The following is a 23079-nucleotide window of genomic DNA, read 5'->3' on the forward strand; positions in this document are numbered from 1 at the left end:
CTGCCCGGACCGCCGCCGAAATCCGGCTCGCCGCTGCTCAGGTCCCGGGTCTGGAGACCTCGGTTTCCTTGCTGGTGATGAACTCCAGCAGCACCGGGATGCCTTCCTGCGTCTTGGCGATGCCGCGCTTGATCGCCGGGATGATGTCTTCCGGCTTGGTCACCCGCTCGCCATAGCCGCCGAAGGCGCGCGCCATCGCGGCATAGTCGCCGGAAATGTCGGTCGAACGGTATTTCTCCGTCGAGATCGGCATCACCTTGAGCTCGATCGCCATCGAGAAATTGTTCAGCAGGATCGACATGATCGGAATCCGCTCGCGCACCGCGGTTTCGAAATCCATGCCGGTAAAACCAATGGCGGCATCGCCCCAGACGTTGATGCAGAGCTTATCGGGTTTGGCCAATTTGGCGCCCATCGCCAGACCCAACCCGTAGCCGAGCTGCGTGGTCTTGCCCCAGCCAATGTAGGACAGCGGCTCGACCGATTTCCAGAACGGCGAGAGCTGATCGCGCGGGCTGCCGGCATCGTGGGTGATGATGGTGTTCTTGATGTCGACGGTGTGCTGCAGATCCCACAGCACGCGATAGGGATTGAGCGGCGCGTCGTTATGCGTGAGTTTCGGCAGCCACTTCGCCAGCCACTCCTTGTGCGAGGCCGCGATTTCGGCCGCGACCGCGCTGGCATCGCGATCCTTCGTAACAGTCTTGCCGATTTCCTCCAGCAGCGCGTCGAGCACAAGCCCGGCATCGCCGACCAGGCCGATCTTCGCCTCGACATCCTTGTTGAGGTGGTTGGGATCGAGCGTCGAATGGATGATGGTCTTGCCCTTCGGCATCGCGATGCCGAACGAGGTTTCCGTAAACGAGCAGCCGATGCCGAAGATCACGTCGGCTTCACCCAAGAATTTCGGCACCGCGCGCGGTACCGCAAGGCCGCCCGAGCCGAGCGACAGCGGATGCGTCTCCGGAAACGACGATTTGCCGCCGAGGCTGGTGGTGACGGGAATGGCGAGACGCTCAGCCAGCCGTTTGAGCTGCGGCCAGGCCTTGGCGTAGTGCACGCCCTGGCCGGCATAGATCACCGGCCGCTTGGCGCCGACCAGCATCGCGGCCGCTTCTTTCACGTGCACCGGGTCGGCGCCGTAGCGGGTGCGCAGCACCGGCGTGTAGTTCAGCGGCTCCGGCACGTCCTCGTTCCACATGTCGGCCGGGATTTCGACGATCACAGGCCCGCCGCGGCCGTTCTTCAGTTTGGTGAAGGCGCGGCGGAAGATGTTGCAGACTTCGGCTGCGATGTTGATCGGCTCGGACGATTTCGAGAACGCCCGCATCGCTTGGCTGGAGTTGAAATTGGGGTCGATGTTGGCGAGCCGGCGCGCGTAACCCATCGGCAGCACCAGCACGGGAACGGATTCGCCGTAGCACTGCGCGACGCCGCCCATGGCGTTTTCGGCGCCGGGCCCGTGCTGCATGCAGAACGCGCCGATCGAATGGCCGGAGGTGACGCGCGAGATCGCGTCCGCCATGTGGATGCCGATGCGTTCCTGACGCACCATCACCGGGCGGATGTCGGCATTGGCGGCATACTCGATCAGATGGTTGACCGGGTAGCCGCAGAGGATCTCGATCCCCTCGCGTTTCATGATTTCCGCGATGGCGGTGCCGAGTTTCATGACGGTCTCCCCTTGGATATGGCGGCCGGTTTGGTCCGGCGCCGTTTCCGACAGTTGGAACAGGATTTGACCGCTTGGTAAAGCGCGGGCGGCGCTTGCCCCAGGAAGTGCAGATATGCGTTTTGCCGCCCGCAGGGCTTGCCCCTCTGAATGCCGGCGGCAACCGCCTGAGCAGAAGGCCCAAGCGAGGCCAGAAAATTACCGCACTTCGCCGCGGCGGCAGAAAAAATTGGCCATCAGGCCCAGAACATATTTCCTGATCGGGCGATCGGCAGCCGGCGAAGCGGCCGCGTACGGCGCTTCGAGCTCGTCGCTCAAAAGCCCGATGTAGTTCTTTCCTGCCTCACGCTTCTGCGTGGCCATGTGCGCTCACTCCGGACGATCCCGATCGGGCGACCATGGACGGGCAGGACGCACTGCAAAGTAAATTTTCCGGCCCGTACGAATACCCGGGTTCTTGCGCTTCCGGCTTAATCGATCGTTCATCCTGTTCGTCAAGGCCTCATCAACCGTCCGGGCCTAGAGTTTTGCTCTGGCACGGCGCGGGAGAACCCCGTGGAAAGCGTCGACTGGAGTTTGGGATGCGTCAATTAGTCAAGAAATTTTTCGACGATGAATCTGGTGCGACCGCTATCGAATACGCCATCATTGCCGGTGGCATCGCCATTGTGATCGTGACCGTCGTCAACAACCTCGGCAGTGCGGTCAGCACCAAGTTCGCCGACATCAGCACGTCGCTCAAATAGCGTAGATCGGAAGCAGCGTCATGCAGGAGCTGCTGTTGGGCCCTTTGTTGCTGACCTGGGGTCCGCGAATTATCGGCTATGTCAGGGAATATCCGTGGCGTGTTTTCGCGGCGATATTGGTGCTCGTCCTGCTGATGGATTTGATGTTCCGGAAGCGGTCGCGAGGTAGCGGCGACGATTTCGGTGGATTGGATTTCGGCGGCGATGGTGACGGCGACTGCGGCGGCGATTGAGCCTGGCCGCTTGAAAAAGCTATGGCTGTTCCAGCCGGAATATCGCCCAGCAATGACAGTCGGCATGGGGCTCGTCCGGGTAATGTTCGCGCAAGCCGGCTTGTACCCGCACGGCCCGGGAATGGCTCGTCAGTAGCGCTTGATCCGAGAGTTCCGAGTTCGCGAACACAGTGGGGAAGCCGCCACAGTTGCTCAGTGCGCTGACGCGGCCCTGATAATCGACCAGATCGTATCCGAGAAACCGAAAACCCGGCATCGCTGGTGATGGATGCGCCGGCGGATCGCGATACACGCACAGCAAATTCCTGGCCGCGAGGTTATTCACCTCTTTCAGCAGAAACCCGATATCGCGGAAATACCGCAGCATGTAGTTTTCGTTGACGATGTGCGGCCAGTAATGATCGGGGATGTCGGGGAGCACCGTCGGGCACAGGTTTTCGTCAAGTGAAACGACTTCGCGCAACTGCGACAGGCCGGACCACGCGACATAATTGTTCCAGGCGTCGCCATTGCCCGGGCCGAACGGCTTTGTGGCTATGAACCAGGGTTCCATCGCCGCGGCATCAACCGGCTGACGGCGCCGGATACGCGATCATCCGGCCTTCTTCGCGCGGGCAGCGGTGCGTGCCGGCTTCTCGGCCTTCTTCGGAGCTTCCTTGGCCGTTTCCTTGGCGGCGCGCTTGCCGCCGCCGCTGATCGGCAGCAGCATTTCGCGCTGGCCTTCGACGCGCTTCTTCGGCTTCTTGCCCTTCGTCTTCTCCTGAACCTGGCCCTTGGCGGCCGGTGAAACCTGCTTTTCACCGGCAAGGCTGCGCTTGAGCGCGTCCATCAGGTTGATGACGTTGCCGCCGCTCTTCGGTGCGGCCTTGGCGGTCGTGCCGAGGCCGTTGCGCTTCTGGTTGATCAGGTCGATCAGGGCCTGTTCGTAGCGGTCCTCGAACTGGTCCGGCTCGAAGGTACCGGATTTCTGCTCGACGATATGCTTGGCGAGATCCAGCATGTCCTTGGTGATTTTCACGTCCTGGATGTCGTCGAAATATTCCTTCTCGTTGCGGACCTCGTAGGGGTAGCGCAGCAGCGTTCCCATCAGGCCGTTGTCGAGCGGCTCCAGCGCGATGATGTGCTCGCGGTTGGTCAGCACCACGCGGCCGATCGCGACCTTGTTCATGGTGCGGATGGTTTCGCGGATCACCGCGAAGGCGTCATGGCCGACCTTGCCGTCCGGCACCAGATAATAGGGGCGGATCACATAGCGGCTGTCGATATCGGTTCTAGGTACGAATTCGTCGATCTCGATGGTCCGGGTGGATTCCAGCGCGATGTCGTCAAGCTCGTCCTTCGACACCTCGATGTAGGTGTCGGTGTCGATCTTGTAGCCCTTCATGATGTCTTCGTTGGCGACTTCCTCGCCGGTATCGGCATCGACCTTGGCATATTTGATGCGGTGGCCGGTCTTGCGGTTGATCTGGTTGAAGGAGACCTTTTCGGTATCCGAGGTCGCTGGATACAGAGCGACCGGGCAGGTCACGAGCGAAAGGCGCAGAAAACCCTTCCAGTTGGCGCGGGGGGCCATGGGATACTCCGAAAGACGCTATAGACGAGCGCCAAGAATACCACCGGAAGACCCCTTCTCAAACATGCCGGGCCCGGGAATCTGCCAACGGCGTTAACTATCGCCGGAGCGGGTTGGCCTGTGCCCCTGTGCCGGCGGTTTCGGGCCGGCGCTGCGACCTTTTGTACCTCCGATCCGGGCCGCCGAGGCGCCGGAACAGGATCCTCGATCATGCGTTGCTTTCGACAGCGGGTGTCGAGGCATTCGTTGGCGGTACAGCCACTTAACGGAAGAGGCTCCCATGGCAAGGCAACGACATGCCCAGATCGTCGAAACCGCCACCGAGGCACGTCAGGCCGAACCCGGACCGTCGGTGCTGGCGCTCTTGACGGCTTCCACCGGGCTCGCAGTCCTGATCCTCGGCATCGTCTGGTTCGTATTCTTCCGCACCTGAGATCGGCGCTTCGACGCCTGATGGTGCATCCCACCTTGCTCGCGGCAGGCCGCCGGACCGGTTGTTGACCGCACTCGATTGGAATAGGACCGTTGCCGCATCACAGCCGGACCAGCATCTGCCGCATGAGCTTTACCTATGTCATTCCGGACATTCACGGCCGTGACGATCTGCTCGGCCGCGCGCTCGCCGACATCGCGGCACATTCGGGCGGGCGAGGCGGCATCATCGTCGCGATCGGCGACTATGTCGACAAGGGGCCGCATAGCAGAGAGGTCGTCGAGCGGCTGCGCTCGGGCATCGCCGGCTGGGATTTGGTGGCGCTGAAAGGCAATCACGACGCCATGATGGTGCAAGGCTTGCGCGGTCAAGGCTTGCGCGAGCAAGGTTTGCGCGATCCCGCAAAGCTGGCGTTCTGGATCGAAAAAGGCGGCGACACCGCGTTGGCATCGTATGGCGGCGAGCCGTCCGCGGTGCCGGAAGCCCACATCGCATGGCTCGACCAACGGCCGCTGATGCACGTCGATATCCATCGGGTCTACGTCCATGCCGGTGTCGATCCCGAACTTCCGCTGGACCAGCAGAACGAAGCCACGCTGCTATGGAAGCGCTATCCAAAGGGAGATGGCGCCGGCTTCGGCGCGCGCCACGTCGTGCACGGCCACGACAATGACCCTGATGGACCGCTGCTGTACGAAGGCCGCAGCAATCTCGACACGCTGGCCTGGCGAACCGGCCGGCTGACGGTTGGGGTTTTCGACGACGACAGACCTGGCGGTCCGGTCGACTTGATCGTCATAAAGGGACCGCCGGCAGGGGTATGACCACCGCGGGGGCTCTTGGGGCCTGCGATGGGGCATGTTAGGCGTTGAGCCGGATGACGAAAAAGTAACATTGCACCGTCTACCCTGTTCATAGCCCGTTCACGCCGGTGAGCTTCATCATGGGACCTGTTATCGTGAAGCTCATTGTTGGAGGCCAGCTTGCGCCTGCTTGTTGTCGAGGATGATCCCGATCTGAACCGTCAGTTGACGACGGCGCTGACCGATGCCGGCTATGTGGTCGATCGCGCGTTCGACGGCGAGGAGGGGCACTTCCTCGGCGACAGCGAGCCGTACGACGCCGTCGTGCTCGACATCGGCCTGCCCAAGATGGACGGCATCTCGGTGCTGGAGGCATGGCGCCGCAATGGCCGCGCGATGCCGGTCCTGATCCTGACCGCCCGCGACCGCTGGAGCGACAAGGTGCAGGGCTTTGACGCCGGCGCCGATGACTATGTCGCCAAGCCGTTCCACCTCGAGGAAATCCTGGCGCGGATTCGCGCGCTGCTGCGTCGCTCCACCGGCCATGCCCAGTCCGAACTGACCTGCGGGCCGGTTTCGCTGGATACCCGCACCGGGCGGGTCAGCGTATCCGGTAATCCGATCAAGATGACGTCGCACGAATACCGGTTGCTGGCCTATCTGATGCACCACACCGGACGCGTGGTGTCGCGCACCGAGCTGGTCGAGCATCTCTACGATCAGGACTTCGACCGTGATTCCAACACCATCGAGGTGTTCGTCGGCCGCATCCGCAAGAAGCTCGACGTCGACATCATCCAGACCGTGCGCGGGCTCGGCTACCTGCTGACGCCGCCGTCGCCCGGCACCTGATTTGCTCTTTTATGCGGGCATGATCTTATCCGAAAACCGGTGTCCATCCGCAGGCTCGCGGTCTGCGGACATGCTTTTCGGGATCATGCTCTGATGCGCGGCAGCTCGCTCGCCACACGACTGTTTCTGTCGGCCACCGCCTGGGTGGTGGTGATCCTGGTCATCACCGGCATCGTGCTGTCGTCGGTGTACCGCAACGCGGCCGAGCGTTCCTTCGACCGCCGTCTCAATCTCTACCTGCGCACTTTGATTGCCGAAGTCGCGACCCCGGACGAACCGCCCGACCGTCAGTTCCAGTCGCTCGGCGAACCCCTGTTCGAACTGCCGCTGTCCGGCTGGTACTGGCAGATCGTCCGCACCGACACCGAGAAAAGCGAGACGCGGGCGTCGCGTTCCCTGTGGGACAAGAAGCTGCCGAAGCTCGAGGACCACGGCGCGGAGCTGACCGCTGCCGGCATCCGTCTCGGTTATGTCGACGGTCCCGAAGGCCAGAGTCTGCGCATGGTGGAGCGGCCGGTCGATCTCGGCGCCGACGGCAAATTCCTGGTCAGCGTCGCCGGCGACGCCACCGAAATCTTCGACGAGACTCGCAGCTTCGACTACTACCTCGGCGGCACCTTTGCGGCCCTCGGAATCGTGCTGCTGCTGACCACGATCTTCCAGGTCCGGTTTGGCCTCGCGCCGCTCAAGCGCATCTCGGAATCGATCGCCGATATCAGGTCCGGCCGCGCCGAACGGCTGGAGGGCGAGTTTCCGGTCGAGATCGCGCCGCTGGCGCGCGAGACCAACGCGCTGATCGATGCCAATCGCGAGATTGTCGAGCGCGCGCGTACCCATGTCGGCAATCTCGCCCACGCCATCAAGACGCCGCTGTCGGTGATCGTCAACGAGGCCGCCGCGCATCCGATCGATCCCTTTGCCAACAAGGTGTTGGAGCAGGCCGATGTGATGCGGGATCAAGTGGCGCACCATCTGGAGCGAGCGCGGATCGCCGCGCGCGTCACCATTATCGGCACCGTCACCGAAGTTGCCCCCGCGCTCGAAGCATTGCGCCGGACCATGGAGAAGATCCACCGCGACCGCGGCATCACGATCGAGGTCAAGGCCGATTCCCTGGCCCGGTTCCGTGGCGAACGGCAGGATCTCGAGGAGATGGCCGGCAATCTCGTCGATAACGCGTGCAAGTGGGCGACCTCGCAGGTCTTCATCGAAGTTCTGGTCGAACAGCCCGCGGCGCCCGGCGCGGGGCCGCGGCTGCGAATCATTGTCGACGACGACGGCCGCGGCCTGTCGGCGGCTGAACGCGCCCAGGTCTCCCGGCGGGGCCAGCGGCTCGACGAGTCCAAGCCAGGTTCCGGGCTCGGGCTGTCGATCGTGGTCGATCTCGCCGGGCTCTATGGCGGCAGTCTTGCCCTTGGCGACGCCCCGACCGGCGGTTTGCGGGCGGAACTGGTGCTGCCGGGGATTTAGAGAGCGTTTTCGAGCGATGCATGGCCTCGGACTTGACCCGGGGGTGGACACCGGTTCGCAAAGCAATCAAGTCTTCGCAGGTTGCGTAGACTTATCTGCGCAGAAAACGCGTCAACCAAAAGCGCGCGGTATCCGGGCAAAATGCCGTCGATGAAGCGGAAACCAGCCATGCTGTCGCCGATTTCATCATTCCTAAACGACTTCTTAACGCGCACACTTTTAAGATCGCCATTGGACGCCTTCTGCCGTCCGGGATGACACACGCATAATCACGCCAGGCGCATGAGCCAGACATCGACCGAGCGGCTGAGGGACTATCTCGCCCAGCTCCCGCCACAGGCGCAGGCGCTGCTGATGCGGGAGTTCGAGCGCGCGATCGAGCGGGGCGAAGACCTAGCGGTAGCCAACTTCGTGCTGGAGCAACTGCGCAAGGTGGTGCGCGGGGCCGAGGACGACGACGAGGCGCGGCCGCGTTCCGACGATCCGGCGCGGCTATTGTATGAGCCGCTCGAACCGTTCCTGGTCGAAAGCAATTTTCCGGTACGGCCGGGCCAGATCCGTCGCACGTCATTGCAGCCGGTCTGGCAATGGCTCGGCCGCGACGGCGCGGCCGATGCCGCGCGCGCGTTCGAAGCGGCGATTTTCGAGATCAGGCAGAGCGGCTCGAACGCGGGTCTCGAAGCCGCAACCCGCAAGTTCCAGGCCGCCGCCGCCGAGGCGATCGCGAAGATATCAACCCCGGTGCCGGGCGTGGATACGCAGCGCGCATTGTCGCGCATCGGCCCGCCCAACGTCGTCGAGGATTTGCTGTCGATCGGGGCGGTGTTGGGGGCACGCGAAGCGCTGGATGGGCTTGGCAGCCGGCTCCCCAGCCAGCTCCGTTCCTTTGGCGATCCCCAGATTGCATCGATGACCTCGGCGCTCAACGTGCCATCCTTGCAATCGCCCCAACTGTTGCCGTTCGCACTGTCGCTGATCATGCAGCGGCTGGTGGCGCCGTGGCAGATCATCCGCCTCGCGATCAAGATGGCGGCATCCGACGATGAAATTCGCGTGGCTGCTACGCCGTACGGCATCGCAGTCTCGATCGCGCTGCACGATCTGTCGTTCCTCGCGGCCTGTCTGCGCACCGATATCCGGCGCGGCCAGCTCGACAATGTCGGCGAGCAGCTGAAATCGCTGCACGACAGCGTGCGGGGCCTGCGAACCGAACTCGACCTGCGCCAGGATTCGGCGTGGGGCCGCCAGCTGGCGTCGATCCGCGCCGACATCTCCAACTCGCTGCAGTCGGAAATCGACAGCGTCCCCGGCCGGGTCCGCCGCATCCTGCGTCAGCGCGCCGACAAGGACATCGGCTCCGCTCCCAAGGTCGATGCCGTGGAGGTCGAGGAAACCGCCGCTTTGATCGATTTCGTCGCGGTGTGCCGCACCTATGCCAGCGAACTTGCGATCAACGAGGTGACGTTGCGGACCTATTCAGACCTGCAGCATTACGTCGAGCGATCCACCGAAAGCCTGGTGCAGTCGCTCCGCGGCGGCGACACCAAGTCGCGCGGCTACCGGCAGATGCAGGTCAAGGCCGCGATCCGCTTCTGCGAGGTGCTGTTCGGCCACGATTACGCGTCGCTGATGAGCCGGGCGGCGGAAAATGCCGTCGTGGTCGAGCGCAAGCCCCCGCGCGCGGGGTAGGGCCGTCTTTTCGCATAATCTGCGGGTTTTCTGCCCTGATTTTGCTCCTGTAATTGTCAATTGCCGCATCTGCCGCCAGTGGTGTAAAGCGGCGCATCGGCGCTTGCCAGGAAAGTGCCGTTCCGCCCGGGAACCGCTTGATGACATTGTGGTTTGTGTTCGCGCTGATGACGGTCGCGGCGATCTTTGCCGTGCTTTGGCCGTTGAGCCGCGGGGCATCGGACGCCGGTGGCGGCACCGAGGCTGCTGTTTACACCGACCAGCTCGCCGAGATCGATCGCGATGTCGCCGCAGGCCTGATCGGCAAGCCCGAGGCTGAAGCGGCGCGGGTCGAAATCGGTCGCCGCCTGCTCGCCGCCGTCGATAGCGGGCGCGCGGCGCCGTCGCAGTCGAACCTCCGTTTGCGCCGTGTCTCGGCGATCCTGGCGCTGGTGGCGCTGCCGATCGCGGCAGTGACGTTCTATCTCTCGGTCGGGTCGCCGCAGCTCGGCGATTTCCCGCTCAGCCAGCGCAGCCGCGCCGCCGATGCCAACCAGCCGCTCGACAATCTGGTGGCGCAGGTGGAAGCGCACCTGGAGAAAAATCCCACCGACGGCCGGGGCTGGAACGTGCTGGCGCCGGTACTGTCGCGGCTCGGCCGCTACGACGAGGCGATCCGGGCCTATCGCAATTCGATCACCTACAATGGCGACAGCGCCGAACGCCGCTCCGATCTTGGCGAAGCCCTGATGGGCTCGGCGGGCGGCGTCGTCACGACAGAGGCCAAGGCCGAATTCGAGCGCGCGGTGGCGCAAAAGCCCGATGATCCCAAGGCCAACTATTTCCTCGGGCTCGCCGCCGAGCAGGAGGGCCGCCAGGCCGATGCTGCCGCGATCTGGCGCGCAATGCTTGAGAAAGCGCCGGCCGAGGCGCCGTGGCGGCCGCTGGTCCAGGCGGCCCTGGTGCGGGTCGGCGGCCCCAATATGCCCGCGCTGTCGAACGACACGATGGCTTCGGCCAAGGACATGAGCGACGCCGACCGCGGCACCATGATCCGTGGCATGGTCGACCGGCTTGCGACGCGGCTGAAGCAGGATGGCAACGACGTCGAGGGATGGCTGCGGCTGGTGCGGGCCTATATGGTGATGGGCGACCGCGACAAGGCGATGAGCGCGCTCACCGACGCCCGTGAGGCGGTTGCCAACGACGCCGAACGCTTGCGGCAGCTCAATGAAGGCCTGAAGAATATGGGGCTTGATGGCTGAGATCATTTACCCCCGTCGAGACAGAGGAAATAGATGACGCGCAAGCAGCGGCGTTTGACCATGATCGGCGGTTCGCTGGCGGTGCTCGCAGTTGCGGCGGCGCTGGTGCTGAACGCGATGCGCGATTCCATCGTGTTCTTTTCCACGCCGACGATGGCGGCCGAGAAGCATATTCCGCCGGGAAAACGTTTCCGCCTCGGCGGGCTGGTGCAGCCGGGGTCGCTCGTGCGCGGCGATAATCTGGCGATCTCGTTTGCCGTCGCCGACGGCGGCGCCACGCTGCCGGTGTCGTACAAGGGAATTCTTCCCGACCTGTTCCGTGAAGGGCAGGGCGTCGTCGCCGAAGGTGCGCTCGACGCATCCGGCGTATTCAAGGCCGATACCGTTCTGGCAAAACATGACGAGACCTATATGCCCAAGGACGTCGCCGACGCCTTGAAGAAACAAGGGCATTGGAAGGACGATTACGGTACCAAGCCGGGCGCGGGCGCTGCGCCGATGCAGCAGGGATCGGCTGCGCCGACCCAGGGAGCCTCGCGGTGATCGCCGAAGCCGGACATTACGCGCTGGTGCTGGCGCTGGCGCTGGCATTGATCCAGTCGACGGTGCCGATCGCCGGCGCGCGCTGGGGCGATGCTGCCCTGATGAACGTCGCGCGCTCCGCGGCACTTGCGCAACTGCTGTTCGCGGCAGCCTCGTTCACGGCGCTGGTATGGCTGCACGTCACTTCGGATTTTTCTGTCGCCAACGTGTTCGAGAATTCGCATTCGTTGAAGCCGCTGATCTACAAAATCACCGGCGTCTGGGGCAATCACGAAGGGTCGATGCTGCTGTGGGTGTCGATCCTGGCGCTGTTCGGCGGCCTCGTCGCCGCCTTCGGCAACAATCTGCCGCTGTCGCTGCGCGCCTATGTGCTGGCGGTGCAGGCCTGGATCGCCAGCGCGTTCTATCTGTTCATCCTGATCACCTCGAATCCGTTCCTGCGCATCGCCAATCCGCCGATCGAGGGCCGCGACCTCAATCCGGTGCTGCAGGACATCGGCCTCGCGGTGCATCCGCCGATGCTCTATCTCGGCTATGTCGGGTTTTCGATTTCGTTTTCGTTCGCGGTTGCGGCACTGCTGGAAGGCCGCATCGACGCCGCCTGGGCGCGCTGGGTACGGCCGTGGACGCTGGTGGCGTGGATCTTCCTCACGCTCGGAATCGCGATGGGGTCGTACTGGGCCTATTACGAACTCGGCTGGGGCGGCTGGTGGTTCTGGGATCCGGTCGAAAACGCCTCGCTGATGCCGTGGCTCGCCGGCACCGCGCTGCTGCATTCCGCCGTGGTGATGGAAAAGCGCAACGCGCTGAAAGTCTGGACCATCCTGCTGTCGATCCTGACGTTCTCGCTGTCGCTGCTCGGCACCTTCCTGGTGCGCTCGGGCGTGCTTACCTCGGTGCATGCGTTTGCGACCGATCCGGCGCGCGGCGTTTTCATCCTGTTGATCCTGTGCCTGTTCATCGGCGGCGGCCTTTCGCTCTATGCCTGGCGCGCCTCGACCCTGAAGCAGGGCGGGCTGTTCGCGCCGATCTCGCGCGAAGGTGCGCTGGTGCTCAACAACCTGTTCCTGACCACGGCCTGCGCCACCGTCTTCATCGGCACGCTCTACCCGCTGGCGCTGGAAGTTCTGACCGGCGACAAGATTTCGGTCGGTGCGCCCTTCTTCAACCTGACTTTTACACCTTTGTTCGTGCCGCTGATGATCGCGGTGCCGTTCGGGCCGCTGTTGGCGTGGAAGCGCGGCGACCTCATCGGCGCGGCGCAGCGGCTCATGGCTGCCGGCATCGCCGCGCTGATCGCAATCGCCGTGCTGTTGGCATGGACCCATGGCGGCAGCACGTTCGCGCCGCTGGCGATCGGGTTGGCGGTATGGGTCATTGCCGGCGCGCTCAGCGATCTCGCCGAGCGGACGGGATTGTTTCGTGTCGTCGCGGGGACCGCGATGCGGCGTGCGCGCGGCCTGCCGCGGTCGACCTGGGGCACCGCATTCGCCCATGCCGGCGTCGGCGTGGCGCTGATCGGGATCGTCTGCGAAACCACCTGGAACAGCGAATATATCGCCACCATGAAACCGGACGACGTCGCCAAGGTCGCCGGCTATGAATTGAAGCTCGACGGTCTGACGCAGCGCCAGGGGCCGAATTTCCGCGAGATGATCGCGCAGTTCACCGTCAACCTCGACGGTGAGAAGCTCAGCGTGATGACGCCGTCAAAACGCAGTTTCACCACACGGGGATCTTCGACGACCGAAGCAGCGTTGCTGAGCCGCGGCGCCAGCCAGCTCTACATCTCGCTTGGCGACACCACCGCCGAGGGCGCGATCGCGGTACGGATCTATCACAAGCCGATGGTGCTGTTGATCTGGTGGGGACCGGTGCTGATGGCGTTCGGCGGCATGCTGTCGCTGTCGGATCGACGCTTGCGCGTCGGCGCGCCAAAACCCGCGAAAGCCTCGCGCGCATTGCAGCCGGCGGAGTGAATCCTTGAAGCAACTCCTGGCATGGGCATTTGTCGCGGCGGTGTTGATGGCAAGCCCCGCCGCTTTCGCCGTGCAGCCGGACGAGATCATGGGCGATCCGGCCAAGGAAGCGCGGGCGAGGGACCTGTCGCGCGAACTGCGCTGCATGGTGTGCCAGAACCAGTCGATCGACGATTCCGAGGCGCCGCTGGCGCGCGACCTCAGGCTACTGGTGCGCGAACGGATCGCGGCGGGCGACAGCGACAACCAGGTGATGGATTTCCTGGTGGCGCGCTACGGCGAGTTCGTGCTGCTGAAGCCGCGCGTCAATCAGCACACGCTGGTGCTGTGGCTGGTGCCGCCGCTGGCGCTGGCCGGCGGCGGGCTGGCGCTCTGGCTGCACAACCGGCGTCGCCGGAAATCCGCCGGCAGCGCTGATCCCTCCTTGCTGCATTTGACCGACGAGGAAGAAGCCCGGATCGATCGCCTGATCGCCGCTGACTCGCCGCGGGAAAACCAGGCCTGATCCATGGCGTTCTCTAGCGAAGCATGCCCTCGGACTTGATCCGTGGGTGGATACCGGTTCGCGTCGCGAGAACGCGTCAGCCAAAGGATGGCAAGCGGAGCTGAATGCGCTAAGACTTCGGCTATCAAGAAAAACATCAGCAGGGGGAATTCGAATGGCCTTTTCGCTCTACGACGCCACCGTGGCGAACTACCTTCAGATCCTGGGCGGAGTCAGCGGCGTCCTCGACCGTGGCCTCGCGCATTTTCAGGAAAATAACATCGATCCGGAATCCATCGTCGAGGCGCGGCTGGCGCCCGACATGCTGCCGTTCCGGTTTCAGATCATCTCGGTCGCACAACACTCCCGCGGCGCCATCGAAGGCGTGCAGCAGGGCGTGTTCAAGCCGCCGGCGTTCAAGACGCCGTATGATTACGCTGGGCTGCAGGGGCTGGTAGCCGATACCCAGAAAACCTTGTCGGCGCTGACGCCGGAGGCGGTCAACGGGCTCGGTGGCAAGGACGTCGTATTCCATCTCGGCCAACACCAATTGCCCTTCACGGCGGAGGGTTTTCTGATGTCGTTCTCGCTGCCGAATTTCTATTTCCACGCCACCACCGCCTACGACATCCTGCGCACCAACGGCGTTCCCCTCGGCAAGCGGGATTTCATGGGAAGGCTGAACCTCAAGAAGGGTTAAGTCGCGGTTTAGCCTCTCACTCCGTCATGCCCGGGCATAGCCGTCCGAAGGACGGCGTCGCTTCTGCTCGCCTATGTCCCGGGCATCCACGACTTACTTTCGTTGTGGCGCCGAAGACGTGGATGGCCGGGACAAGCCCGGCCATGACGGGGAGTTGGAGCGCACTTTGCCCCGCCATGACAGGGAGGGGCGGCTGTGACGCTTCCTGCCCCCCAAAAGCCGCTTTTCCGCCAGGGCTAAGCCATTGATTGCCTGCGCTAAACTGCCGCATCCGCAACCCCCCTTCATTACGAAAGTTTAACTCCCTAGCCAGCGCGCGGTAAGGCGGCAAACCCCATCTTCAGTCCTGTCAGGTGCCCATGCCCCCCGCACCGTCGATTTCTGGATCTGGAGATTTCAAGCAATGACCGAACGTCCCATCGATCTTTCCTCGCTTCCGTCCTATCAGGCCCCGCGGCGCGCGCTGTTTTCGGCGCGCAAGTTCGCGCTGATGGCTTCCGTTGTCGCCGGCCTCGGCGTTGCCGTTTACGGCCTCTCGCCGTCGCAGGGTCCGGTTGATGTGTTCAGCACCGCAGCCCACGCGCAGGTCAACAATGAGGTGCGCAAGGTCGCGCAGCCGGTCGGCTTCGCCGACATCGTCGAGCGCGTGAAGCCGTCGGTGATTTCGGTCAAGGTCAACATCAACGAGAAGGTCGCGAGCAAGGACGACAGCGCCAACAAGGACGAAGATTCGCCGTTCCAGCCGGGCTCGCCGATGGAGCGCTTCTTCCGTCGCTTCGGCGGTCCGGATGGGCTGCCGCCCGGTATGCGCGGTGGACCGCGCGGCGGTGGCCCTCGTGGCGCCGTGACCGGCCAGGGTTCCGGCTTCTTCATCTCGGCTGACGGCTATGCGGTGACCAACAATCACGTGGTCGATGGCGCCGACAAGGTCGAGGTCACGACCGACGAAGGCAAGACCTATACCGCGAAGGTGATCGGCACCGATCCCCGCACCGACGTCGCGCTGATCAAGGTCGAGGGTCGCACCGACTTCCCGTTCGCCAAACTTTCCGACACCAAGCCGCGAATCGGCGACTGGGTGCTCGCGGTCGGCAACCCGTTCGGCCTCGGCGGCACGGTGACGGCTGGCATCGTCTCGGCATCCGGCCGCGACATCGGCAACGGTCCCTATGACGACTTCATCCAGATCGACGCGCCCGTGAACAAGGGCAACTCGGGTGGTCCGGCGTTCGACGTGTCGGGCGAGGTGATGGGCGTCAACACCGCGATCTATTCGCCGTCCGGCGGCAGCGTCGGCATCGCGTTCTCGATTCCCGCTTCGACGGTGAAGAGCGTGATTGCCCAGCTCAAGGACAAGGGTACGGTCAGCCGCGGCTGGATCGGCGTCCAGATCCAGCCGGTGACCGCTGATATCGCCGACAGCCTCGGCCTGAAGAAGGCGGAAGGCGCGCTCGTGGCGGAACCGCAAGCCAACGGTCCGGCGGCCAAGGCCGGCATCGAATCCGGTGACGTCATCACCAGCGTCAACGGCGAGCCGGTCAAGGATGCCCGCGAACTCGCCCGCACCATCGGTGGCCTCGCGCCCGGCAATGCCGTCAAGCTCAACGTCGTGCACAAGGGCCAGGACAAGGTCATCAACCTGACGCTCGGCCAGTTGCCGAACACGATCGAGGCCAAGGCCGACATCGGCAAGGACGATGGCGGCAGCGCGATCAAGGGTGCCGACGTGCCGAAGCTCGGCATGACGGTGGCTCCGGCCAATAGCGTTGCCGGCGCCGGCAAGGATGGCGTCGTGGTCACCGAGGTCGACCCGAAGAGCGCGGCCGCCGAACGCGGCTTCAAGGAAGGCGACGTGATTCTGGAAGTCGCCGGCAAGAGCGTCACCAATGCCGGTGACGTCCGCGAGGCGATCAACGCCGCGCGCGCCGACAACAAGAACAGCGTGCTGATGCGCGTGAAGAGCGGCGGTTCGTCGCGGTTCGTGGCAGTGCCGCTGGCCAAGGGTTAAATACGAGATGGAAGGTTTCGCCGGCATTGTCGCCCCCGCCGACGGCTCCTTCCGGGGAGCGGGTCAAAAGCTCGCTCCCACTGGCTCCCTTTCGATGGAATACGCCCCCCTCCGTCGGAAGGGTCTAGGGGCGGCGGAGTCCCCCAGCTCCGCCGCCCGCTTTTTCGCCCGCCTTTTTCCTGCATTTTTTTCACTTAATCGAGAGTGCACCGGGTCGCCTTGCATCGCTGGGCTGCCCGCGCCATGGTGAGAGAAAGTCCATTCCTGTGACCGCAACTGCCCCCGAAATGCGCCTGTTGATCATCGAAGACGACCGCGAGTCCGCCGACTATCTGGTCAAGGCGTTCCGTGAGGTCGGGCATGTCGCCGATCTCGCCAGCGACGGCGAGGAAGGCCTGTCGATGGCCGATGGCGGCGATTACGACGTGCTGGTGGTCGACCGCATGCTGCCCAAGCGCGACGGCCTGTCCGTCATCGGCACGCTGCGCGACAAGGGCAACCGCACCCCGGTGCTGATTCTCTCGGCGCTCGGCCAGGTCGACGACCGCATCAAGGGCCTGCGCGCCGGTGGCGACGATTATCTGCCAAAACCCTATTCATTCGCCGAACTTCTGGCCCGCGTCGAAGTGCTGTCGCGCCGCCATGGCGGTCCGGCCGAAGAGACCACCTACCGGGTCGGCGATCTCGAACTCGATCGGCTCTCCCATCGTGTCGCGCGCGGCAAGGACGAACTGACGCTGCAGCCCCGCGAATTCCGCCTGCTCGAATATCTGATGAAGCACGCCGGCCAGGTGGTGACCCGCACCATGCTGCTGGAAAACGTCTGGGACTATCACTTCGATCCGCAGACCAACGTCATCGACGTCCATATCTCACGGTTGCGTTCCAAGATCGACAAGGGCTTTGAACGGCCCTTGCTGCATACGATCCGTGGCGCCGGATACATGATCCGTGACGGCCTTCGGTAAACTGATCCGCACCACGGCGTTCCGGCTGACGCTGGTCTATCTGTTCCTGTTTGCGCTGTTTGCCGCGTCGCTGCTGGGCTATTTCGCCTGGAATACGCGGCGGCTGATCACCGAGCAGATCACCACCACGGTGAACGGCGAAATCGCCGAGATCAACAACATCTACAACCGCCGCGGTCTGCGCGGCCTTGACGGCACCATCCGCAACCGCTCGCTGCGGCCCGGCGCCAACCTCTATCTTATCACCACACCGACCGGGACCGCGCTCGGCGGCAATGTCGCCTCATTGGCCCCGGGTGTGATGGGCTCGACCGGCTGGTCCGAGACCGCCTATCGAAGGCTCGACGACCAGGACACCGGCGACCACCGCGCACTGGTCTACGTTACCCAGTTGGACAACGGTTTTCGGCTGCTGGTCGGGCGCGATCTCGAGGAGCGGCGGCGGTTGTTCGGGATCGTCGCTCATGCCGCGCAATGGTCGCTGCTGGTCGTCATTGTGCTCGGCATCGGCGGCGGCATCTTCGTGGCGCGGCGGGTGCTGCAGCGGATCGATGCCATGACCGGCACCACCCAGCGCATCATGGCCGGCGATCTCTCCGGTCGTCTGCCGGTCGGGCGCAGCGGTGACGAGCTCGATCGCCTTGCCGAAAACCTCAACGCCATGCTGGAGCGCATCGAGGCCTTGATGATCGGCCTCAAGGAAGTTTCCGACAACATCGCCCACGATCTGAAGACGCCGCTGACGCGGCTGCGCAACCGCGCCGAGGAGGCGTTGGCGAGTTCGGGTAGCGAGGCCGAGTACCGCGCGGCGCTGGAGCGGACCATCGAGGAATCCGACGGGCTCATTCGTACCTTCAACGCGCTGTTGATGATTGCGCGGGCCGAGTCCGGACAGGCGCGGGGCAATATGGACGATTTCGACGCCGCCGACGTCGCCAACGGCATCCACGAACTCTACGAGCCGCTGGCCGAAGACGATGGCATGACCTTGCACGTCAAGACCGCGCCGGTGCGGCTGCACGGCAACCGTGAGCTGATCAGCCAGGCGCTGGCCAACCTGGTCGAGAACGCGATCAAATACGGCAAGCCGTCGCCGGTGGTGCAGCCGCTCGACGCTGCGGCTGCCGCACGCAGCCGGGAGATCCTGATCGAGGCGCGGCGCGAGGGCGATTCCGTTCTGCTCAGCGTCAGCGACCACGGCCCCGGGATTCCGGAAGGCGATCGCAAGCATGCGGTGGAACGATTTGTCCGGCTGGAAACCAGCCGGACGCTGCCGGGCTCCGGCCTTGGCCTGAGCCTGGCGTCGGCCGTGGCGACGCTGCACGGCGGTGAACTCAGGCTCGGCGATTCGCATCCCGGCCTGACCGCGACGCTGGTGATTCCGGCACTTTCCGTTTCCAGTGAGAGGCTTGCGGCTCAAACGCAGGATGTGTCACAGAAGGTGGCATGAACTCACCCGCGCCGGGAAACGCGGAAGAGCATCGGTTGGCCGCGCGATTCGCGGCCGCGCCGCATGTCTCCGCCTCACACAATGCCGAACAACGCCTGAAAGACTGGCTCGCCGAAATCGAGCCGGAGCAATCGGCTGCGATCGATGCGTGGCTGGACCACCCGCACGCGAAGCGCATCCTGCTCGGGATCGCGGAATTCTCGCCTTATCTGTTCGACCTGATCCGCGCTGACGCCGCGCGCCTGATCCGCGTGCTGGCATGCGACCCGGAGTCGCACCTCGCATCCCTGATCGAGAACGCCTCGCGGGACGTGCTCGCCGCCAGCGGCGAGACCGACGTCATGCATCTGCTTCGCCGGATGAAGGCGGAAGCCGCCTTGATGATCGCGCTGTGCGACATCGGCGGGGTCTGGCCGGTGATGCGGGTGACCGCGGCGCTGACCGATCTGGCGGTGGCCTCAGTACAGACGGCGCTGCGCTTCCTGCTGCGCCAGGAGGTCGGGCGCGGCCGGATGACGGCGGCGAATCTCGACCGGCCCGAGGAAGGTTCTGGGCTGATCGTGCTTGCGATGGGCAAGATGGGCGCGGGCGAACTGAACTATTCCAGCGACATCGACCTGATCGTGTTTTTCGATCCCGCCGCCACGTCGCTGGTCCCGGACATCGAGCCGGCGCCGTTCTTCGTCCGGGTGACGCAGGCGCTGGCACGGCTGCTGCAACAACGCTCGGGCGACGGCTATGTGTTCCGCGTCGATTTGCGCCTGCGGCCCGATCCGGCCTCGACGCAGGTGGCGATGTCGATCGACGCGGCGCTGCATTACTACGAGCGGGAAGGGCGGACCTGGGAACGCGCGGCGATGATCAAGGCGCGGCCCTGCGCCGGCGACGCCAGAGCCGGCGAGGCACTGGTCTCGGAACTTTCCCCGTTCGTCTGGCGCAAGCATCTGGATTTCGCGGCGCTCGCCGACGTCCACGACATGAAGCGGCAGATGCAGACCTATCGCGGCCAGAGCGAGATCGCGGTCGAAGGCCACAACGTCAAGGTTGGCCGCGGCGGCATCCGCGAGATCGAGTTTTTTGCGCAGACCCAGCAATTGATCGCCGGCGGTCGCCATCCGGAATTGCGGGTGCGGCCGACGCTGTTGGCGTTGAACGTGCTGGCGAACAGCAACTGGATCACCTTCGATGCCTGCCACGAACTGACCGCGGCTTACGAGTTCCTGCGCCGGGTCGAGCACCGGCTGCAGATGATCGCCGACGAGCAGACCCATGCCTTGCCCGACGAGCCCGGGGCCGTGGAGCGCTTTGCGAACTTCTTCGGCTATGACAGCCGCGCTTCCTTTGCGAAGGACCTGCTCGGTCACCTCAAGACAGTGCAGGGCCATTACAGCAAGCTGTTCGAGGGCGATCCGACCGGTACGGCGAAATTGCCCGACGTCGACTACAGCGGCGGCCCCGATGATCCGCGGCTGCTCGCGCATCTGGCCACGCTCGGCTTCAAGAAGCCCGTCATGGTGGCGAAGACCGTGCAGCGATGGATGGCGGGCGATTATCGCGTGCTCCGCGGTGAGGTCACCAGGAACGCGTTCATCGAATTCGTTCCCGGCCTGATCGACGGCCTCGCGCATGCCGAAGACCCCGATGACGCCGTGACGGCGTTCGACCGTTTCCTCGGAGCGCTGCAACGCGGCGGACGGCTGATTTCGCTTCTGAGCCAGAACCGCGATCTGGTGGCGCTGGTGGCGCTGATCCTCGGCGCGGCGCCGCGACTCGGCGACATGCTGGCGCGCCAGCCGCAGATCATGGACGGGTTGATCGATCCGCGTTTTTTCGGCGCGATGCCGGACCAGAAGGAATTGTCGGCGCGGCTGGCGATGACCCTGAAGGACGCGGATTCCTACGAAGACTTTCTCGATCGCTTGCGGCTGTTCGGGCAGGAGAGCCTGTTCCTGATCGGCACGCGCATTCTTTCCGGCACCGTGTCCGCGCAGCAGGCCAGCGTCGCCTTTGCCGATGTCGCGGAAGGCATCGTCCACACCGTGCATGGCCTGGTCAGCGACCGCTTCGCGGCCCAGCACGGCCGGATCAAGGGGCAGGAGACAGCGATCCTGGCGATGGGCCGGCTCGGCAGCCGCGAGATGACGGCCTCCTCCGATCTCGATCTGATCCTGCTCTATGATTTCGACGAGGAGAATCCGGATTCCGACGGCGAACGTTCGCTGCACGGCGCGCAATATTTCGCCCGCTTCACCCAGCGCCTGATCTCGGCCTTCACGACGCGGACCAATTACGGCGTGCTCTATGACGTCGACATGCGGTTGCGGCCGTCGGGCCGTGCCGGGCCGGTGGCCTCACGGATCGATTCCTTTGCCGACTATCAGGATCGCGAGGCCTGGACCTGGGAGCACATGGCGCTGACGCGGGCACGGGTGATCTCGTCTTCGCCGGCGTTTCGCAGGAAGATCGAGGACGTCATTCGCGGCGTGCTGACGCGACCGCGCGATGCCGCCAGCACCGCCGGCGACGTCGCCGACATGCGCCGGGCGATCGCGCTGGAGAAGGGCGAGGACGACGTCTGGGATTTGAAGCTGGCCGCCGGCGGCCTCGTCGATATCGATTTCATCGCGCAATATTTGCAGCTGGTTCATGCCGCGGCCAAACCGGAAATCCTCAGCGTCTCGACGTTGCAGGTGCTCGATAACGCCGCACGCCTCGGCGTGCTGCCGCAATCCGAGGTCGAGATCCTGCGCTCGGCAACAAGGCTCTATCACGACCTGACGCAGATCCTGCGGCTGTGCGTCACCGGGAAATTCAATCCGGAAACCGCGGGCGAAAACCTGCAGCGCGTCATGGCGCGCGCCGGCGACACGCCCGATTTCTCGACGCTGGAAGCGCGCATACGGGAAACCCAGGCCGAGGTGCGGCGGGTGTTTCTGGAAATTGTTGGATGAGTGCGTGGACTTCGTAGGGTGGGTTAGCGAAGCGTAACCCACCATCCAGGTTGCGGCGGATTACGCTATCGCTAATCCGCCCTACAACCTCTCAACGTCATTGCGAGGAGCGTAGCGACGAAGCAATCCATTCTTTCTTCGTGCCGCGAAATGGATTGCTTCGCTTCGCTCGCAATGACGGCGGAGAGACGGTTACTCGTCCGCTACGCCTGCTTCAGCGTTTGCAGCGCATCGCGCACGTTGGGATCGAGGCCGGCGCCGCCGCTGTCGAGATGCGCGAAGATCTGCTTGCGCATCCGGGGGTCCCAGAACTTTTTGATGTGCTCGGCGATACCCGGCACCGCCTTGTCATGGCCCTGGCTCCGGAAGAACCAGCCGATCTGGTTGGCCATGTAGATCAATCGGTCAGGCGACGACATGAATGGCTCCGCTGGCGCCGGTCTTGAGTTTGGGCGCTTTTTCTTCGTTTCCCGTGATCCGCTCCGGGTGCGTGAAGATTTCAAATCCATCCGACCGTGCGATGGCCGCGAGCGTGATGCCGGCGGCATCCGCCATCCGGACCGCGAGGGCGGTCGGCGCCGATACCGCGACCATCAGCGGGGCGCCGATGGCAGCCGTCTTTTGCACCATCTCGACCGAGACCCGGCTGGTCAACAGCACCATGCCGTCGCCGGCCACGACCTTGTCCTGCGCCAGCGCGCCGGCGAGCTTGTCGAGCGCATTGTGGCGGCCGACGTCCTCGCGCAAGGCGACGATGCCGCGCGCCGGTGTCCAGAACGCGGCGGCATGCACCGCGCGGGTTTCGATGTTGATCGCCTGCAGCGGCGCAATGCCGGCCATCGCGGTCATGATCTCCCGCGGCGAAAACGAACGACCACCGGTAACCACCGCCGCAGGCCGAACCGCCTCGGCGATGGAATCGATGCCGCAGATGCCGCAGCCGGTCGGGCCGGCGATATGGCGGCGTCGTTCGCTGAGATGCTCTGCTTTCGACGACGCCAGCCACATCCGCAACTCGATGCCGTCGTCGAGTTCGACGATATCGACGGAGTCGATCTCGTCGGCGGACTGCACGATGCCCTCGCTGAGGCTGAAGCCGATCGCAAAATCCCGCAGGTTCTGCGGCGTTCCCATCATCACGGCATAGGTGCCGCCATTGTAGGTCAGCGCCAGCGCGGTCTCCTCCGGGATCTGGCGCGTGCCGTCGCCAAAGCTACCTTGATCAAGGCTGCCTTGGCGCCAAACGGTTCGATCGGCGGTATGGATAGGTCCGGGCATCCG

General features: G+C 64.3%; 22 protein-coding genes. 16 read left to right on the forward strand and 6 right to left on the reverse strand.

The annotated features are described in order from the left end of the window. Positions 1-37 precede the first annotated feature (37 nt). Both BLS26_RS30390 and BLS26_RS36060 read right to left on the reverse strand, forming a co-directional pair. Complete coding sequence (locus tag BLS26_RS30390) at positions 38-1672, reverse strand: thiamine pyrophosphate-requiring protein (RefSeq protein WP_092516170.1); 1635 nt, start codon at positions 1670-1672, stop codon at positions 38-40. 198 nt (positions 1673-1870) lie between these two features. Further along, positions 1871-2035, reverse strand: a complete 165-nt coding sequence (locus BLS26_RS36060; RefSeq protein WP_157676623.1) for a hypothetical protein — start codon at positions 2033-2035, stop codon at positions 1871-1873. A 218-nt stretch (positions 2036-2253) separates the two neighbouring features. Between BLS26_RS36060 and BLS26_RS30395 the strand changes: the two genes are divergently transcribed. Together BLS26_RS30395 and BLS26_RS30400 are read left to right on the forward strand one after the other, a co-directional pair. Beyond that, positions 2254-2418, forward strand: coding sequence for a Flp family type IVb pilin (locus BLS26_RS30395; protein ID WP_092516171.1), 165 nt, complete (start codon positions 2254-2256; stop codon positions 2416-2418). A 35-nt stretch (positions 2419-2453) separates the two neighbouring features. Then, on the forward strand, positions 2454-2651 hold the full coding sequence (locus BLS26_RS30400) for a hypothetical protein (protein ID WP_157676624.1): 198 nt from the start codon (positions 2454-2456) through the stop codon (positions 2649-2651). Between the two features lie 19 nt (positions 2652-2670). On the opposite strand, the gene BLS26_RS30405 is transcribed toward BLS26_RS30400, so the two are convergent. Both BLS26_RS30405 and BLS26_RS30410 read right to left on the reverse strand, forming a co-directional pair. Then, positions 2671-3204 carry a hypothetical protein gene (locus BLS26_RS30405; protein WP_092516173.1) on the reverse strand — a complete coding sequence of 178 codons (534 nt, stop codon included), beginning with the start codon at positions 3202-3204 and terminating at the stop codon, positions 2671-2673. Positions 3205-3243: 39 nt separating this feature from the next. Beyond that, positions 3244-4224: a Ku protein gene (locus BLS26_RS30410; RefSeq protein WP_092516174.1), complete on the reverse strand. Its 981-nt coding sequence runs from the start codon at positions 4222-4224 to the stop codon at positions 3244-3246. A gap of 280 nt (positions 4225-4504) precedes the next feature. On the opposite strand from BLS26_RS30410, the gene BLS26_RS36400 reads away from it, so the two are divergent. From BLS26_RS36400 to BLS26_RS30475, 14 genes are all read left to right on the forward strand, one after another. Further along, on the forward strand, positions 4505-4657 hold the full coding sequence (locus tag BLS26_RS36400; protein ID WP_172804730.1) for a hypothetical protein: 153 nt from the start codon (positions 4505-4507) through the stop codon (positions 4655-4657). A 125-nt stretch (positions 4658-4782) separates the two neighbouring features. Next, positions 4783-5481, forward strand: a complete 699-nt coding sequence (locus tag BLS26_RS30415; protein ID WP_092516175.1) for a metallophosphoesterase — start codon at positions 4783-4785, stop codon at positions 5479-5481. A 159-nt stretch (positions 5482-5640) separates the two neighbouring features. Next, positions 5641-6312 (forward strand): response regulator transcription factor, encoded by a 672-nt coding sequence (locus BLS26_RS30420; RefSeq protein WP_074831883.1) that lies wholly within the window; start codon positions 5641-5643, stop codon positions 6310-6312. Between the two features lie 93 nt (positions 6313-6405). Continuing rightward, complete coding sequence (locus BLS26_RS30425) at positions 6406-7782, forward strand: sensor histidine kinase (protein ID WP_092516176.1); 1377 nt, start codon at positions 6406-6408, stop codon at positions 7780-7782. Positions 7783-8064: 282 nt separating this feature from the next. Then, positions 8065-9471 (forward strand): hypothetical protein, encoded by a 1407-nt coding sequence (locus tag BLS26_RS30430; protein WP_092516177.1) that lies wholly within the window; start codon positions 8065-8067, stop codon positions 9469-9471. Between the two features lie 140 nt (positions 9472-9611). Next, positions 9612-10715, forward strand: a complete 1104-nt coding sequence (ccmI, locus tag BLS26_RS30435; protein WP_092516178.1) for a c-type cytochrome biogenesis protein CcmI — start codon at positions 9612-9614, stop codon at positions 10713-10715. 33 nt (positions 10716-10748) lie between these two features. Then, on the forward strand, positions 10749-11258 hold the full coding sequence (gene ccmE / locus BLS26_RS30440) for a cytochrome c maturation protein CcmE (protein ID WP_092516179.1): 510 nt from the start codon (positions 10749-10751) through the stop codon (positions 11256-11258). Then, positions 11255-13237, forward strand: a complete 1983-nt coding sequence (locus BLS26_RS30445) for a heme lyase CcmF/NrfE family subunit (protein WP_092516180.1) — start codon at positions 11255-11257, stop codon at positions 13235-13237. The genes ccmE and BLS26_RS30445 overlap by 4 nt, the downstream gene beginning before the upstream one ends. A 4-nt stretch (positions 13238-13241) precedes the next feature. Next, positions 13242-13742 carry a cytochrome c-type biogenesis protein gene (locus BLS26_RS30450; RefSeq protein ID WP_172804731.1) on the forward strand — a complete coding sequence of 167 codons (501 nt, stop codon included), beginning with the start codon at positions 13242-13244 and terminating at the stop codon, positions 13740-13742. A gap of 154 nt (positions 13743-13896) precedes the next feature. Continuing rightward, the gene (locus BLS26_RS30455) at positions 13897-14421 is read left to right on the forward strand and encodes a DUF1993 family protein (RefSeq protein WP_092516181.1); all 525 of its coding nucleotides are present in this window, start codon (positions 13897-13899) and stop codon (positions 14419-14421) included. A 403-nt stretch (positions 14422-14824) separates the two neighbouring features. Beyond that, positions 14825-16429, forward strand: coding sequence for a Do family serine endopeptidase (locus BLS26_RS30460; RefSeq protein WP_092516182.1), 1605 nt, complete (start codon positions 14825-14827; stop codon positions 16427-16429). 287 nt (positions 16430-16716) lie between these two features. Continuing rightward, positions 16717-17397, forward strand: coding sequence for a response regulator transcription factor (locus BLS26_RS30465; RefSeq protein WP_092516183.1), 681 nt, complete (start codon positions 16717-16719; stop codon positions 17395-17397). Further along, positions 17381-18847, forward strand: coding sequence for an ATP-binding protein (locus BLS26_RS30470; protein ID WP_092516184.1), 1467 nt, complete (start codon positions 17381-17383; stop codon positions 18845-18847). The genes BLS26_RS30465 and BLS26_RS30470 overlap by 17 nt, the downstream gene beginning before the upstream one ends. Further along, on the forward strand, positions 18844-21798 hold the full coding sequence (locus BLS26_RS30475) for a bifunctional [glutamine synthetase] adenylyltransferase/[glutamine synthetase]-adenylyl-L-tyrosine phosphorylase (RefSeq protein WP_092516185.1): 2955 nt from the start codon (positions 18844-18846) through the stop codon (positions 21796-21798). The genes BLS26_RS30470 and BLS26_RS30475 overlap by 4 nt, the downstream gene beginning before the upstream one ends. A 203-nt stretch (positions 21799-22001) precedes the next feature. Here BLS26_RS30475 and BLS26_RS30480 read toward each other — a convergent pair whose 3' ends face one another. Together BLS26_RS30480 and fdhD are read right to left on the reverse strand one after the other, a co-directional pair. After that, the gene (locus tag BLS26_RS30480; RefSeq protein WP_092516186.1) at positions 22002-22217 is read right to left on the reverse strand and encodes a formate dehydrogenase subunit delta; all 216 of its coding nucleotides are present in this window, start codon (positions 22215-22217) and stop codon (positions 22002-22004) included. Continuing rightward, positions 22204-23076 (reverse strand): formate dehydrogenase accessory sulfurtransferase FdhD, encoded by an 873-nt coding sequence (gene fdhD / locus BLS26_RS30485; protein ID WP_092516187.1) that lies wholly within the window; start codon positions 23074-23076, stop codon positions 22204-22206. The genes BLS26_RS30480 and fdhD overlap by 14 nt, the downstream gene beginning before the upstream one ends. Positions 23077-23079 lie beyond the last annotated feature (3 nt).

The organism is Afipia sp. GAS231 (genome assembly GCF_900103365.1).
Lineage (GTDB): Bacteria > Pseudomonadota > Alphaproteobacteria > Rhizobiales > Xanthobacteraceae > Bradyrhizobium.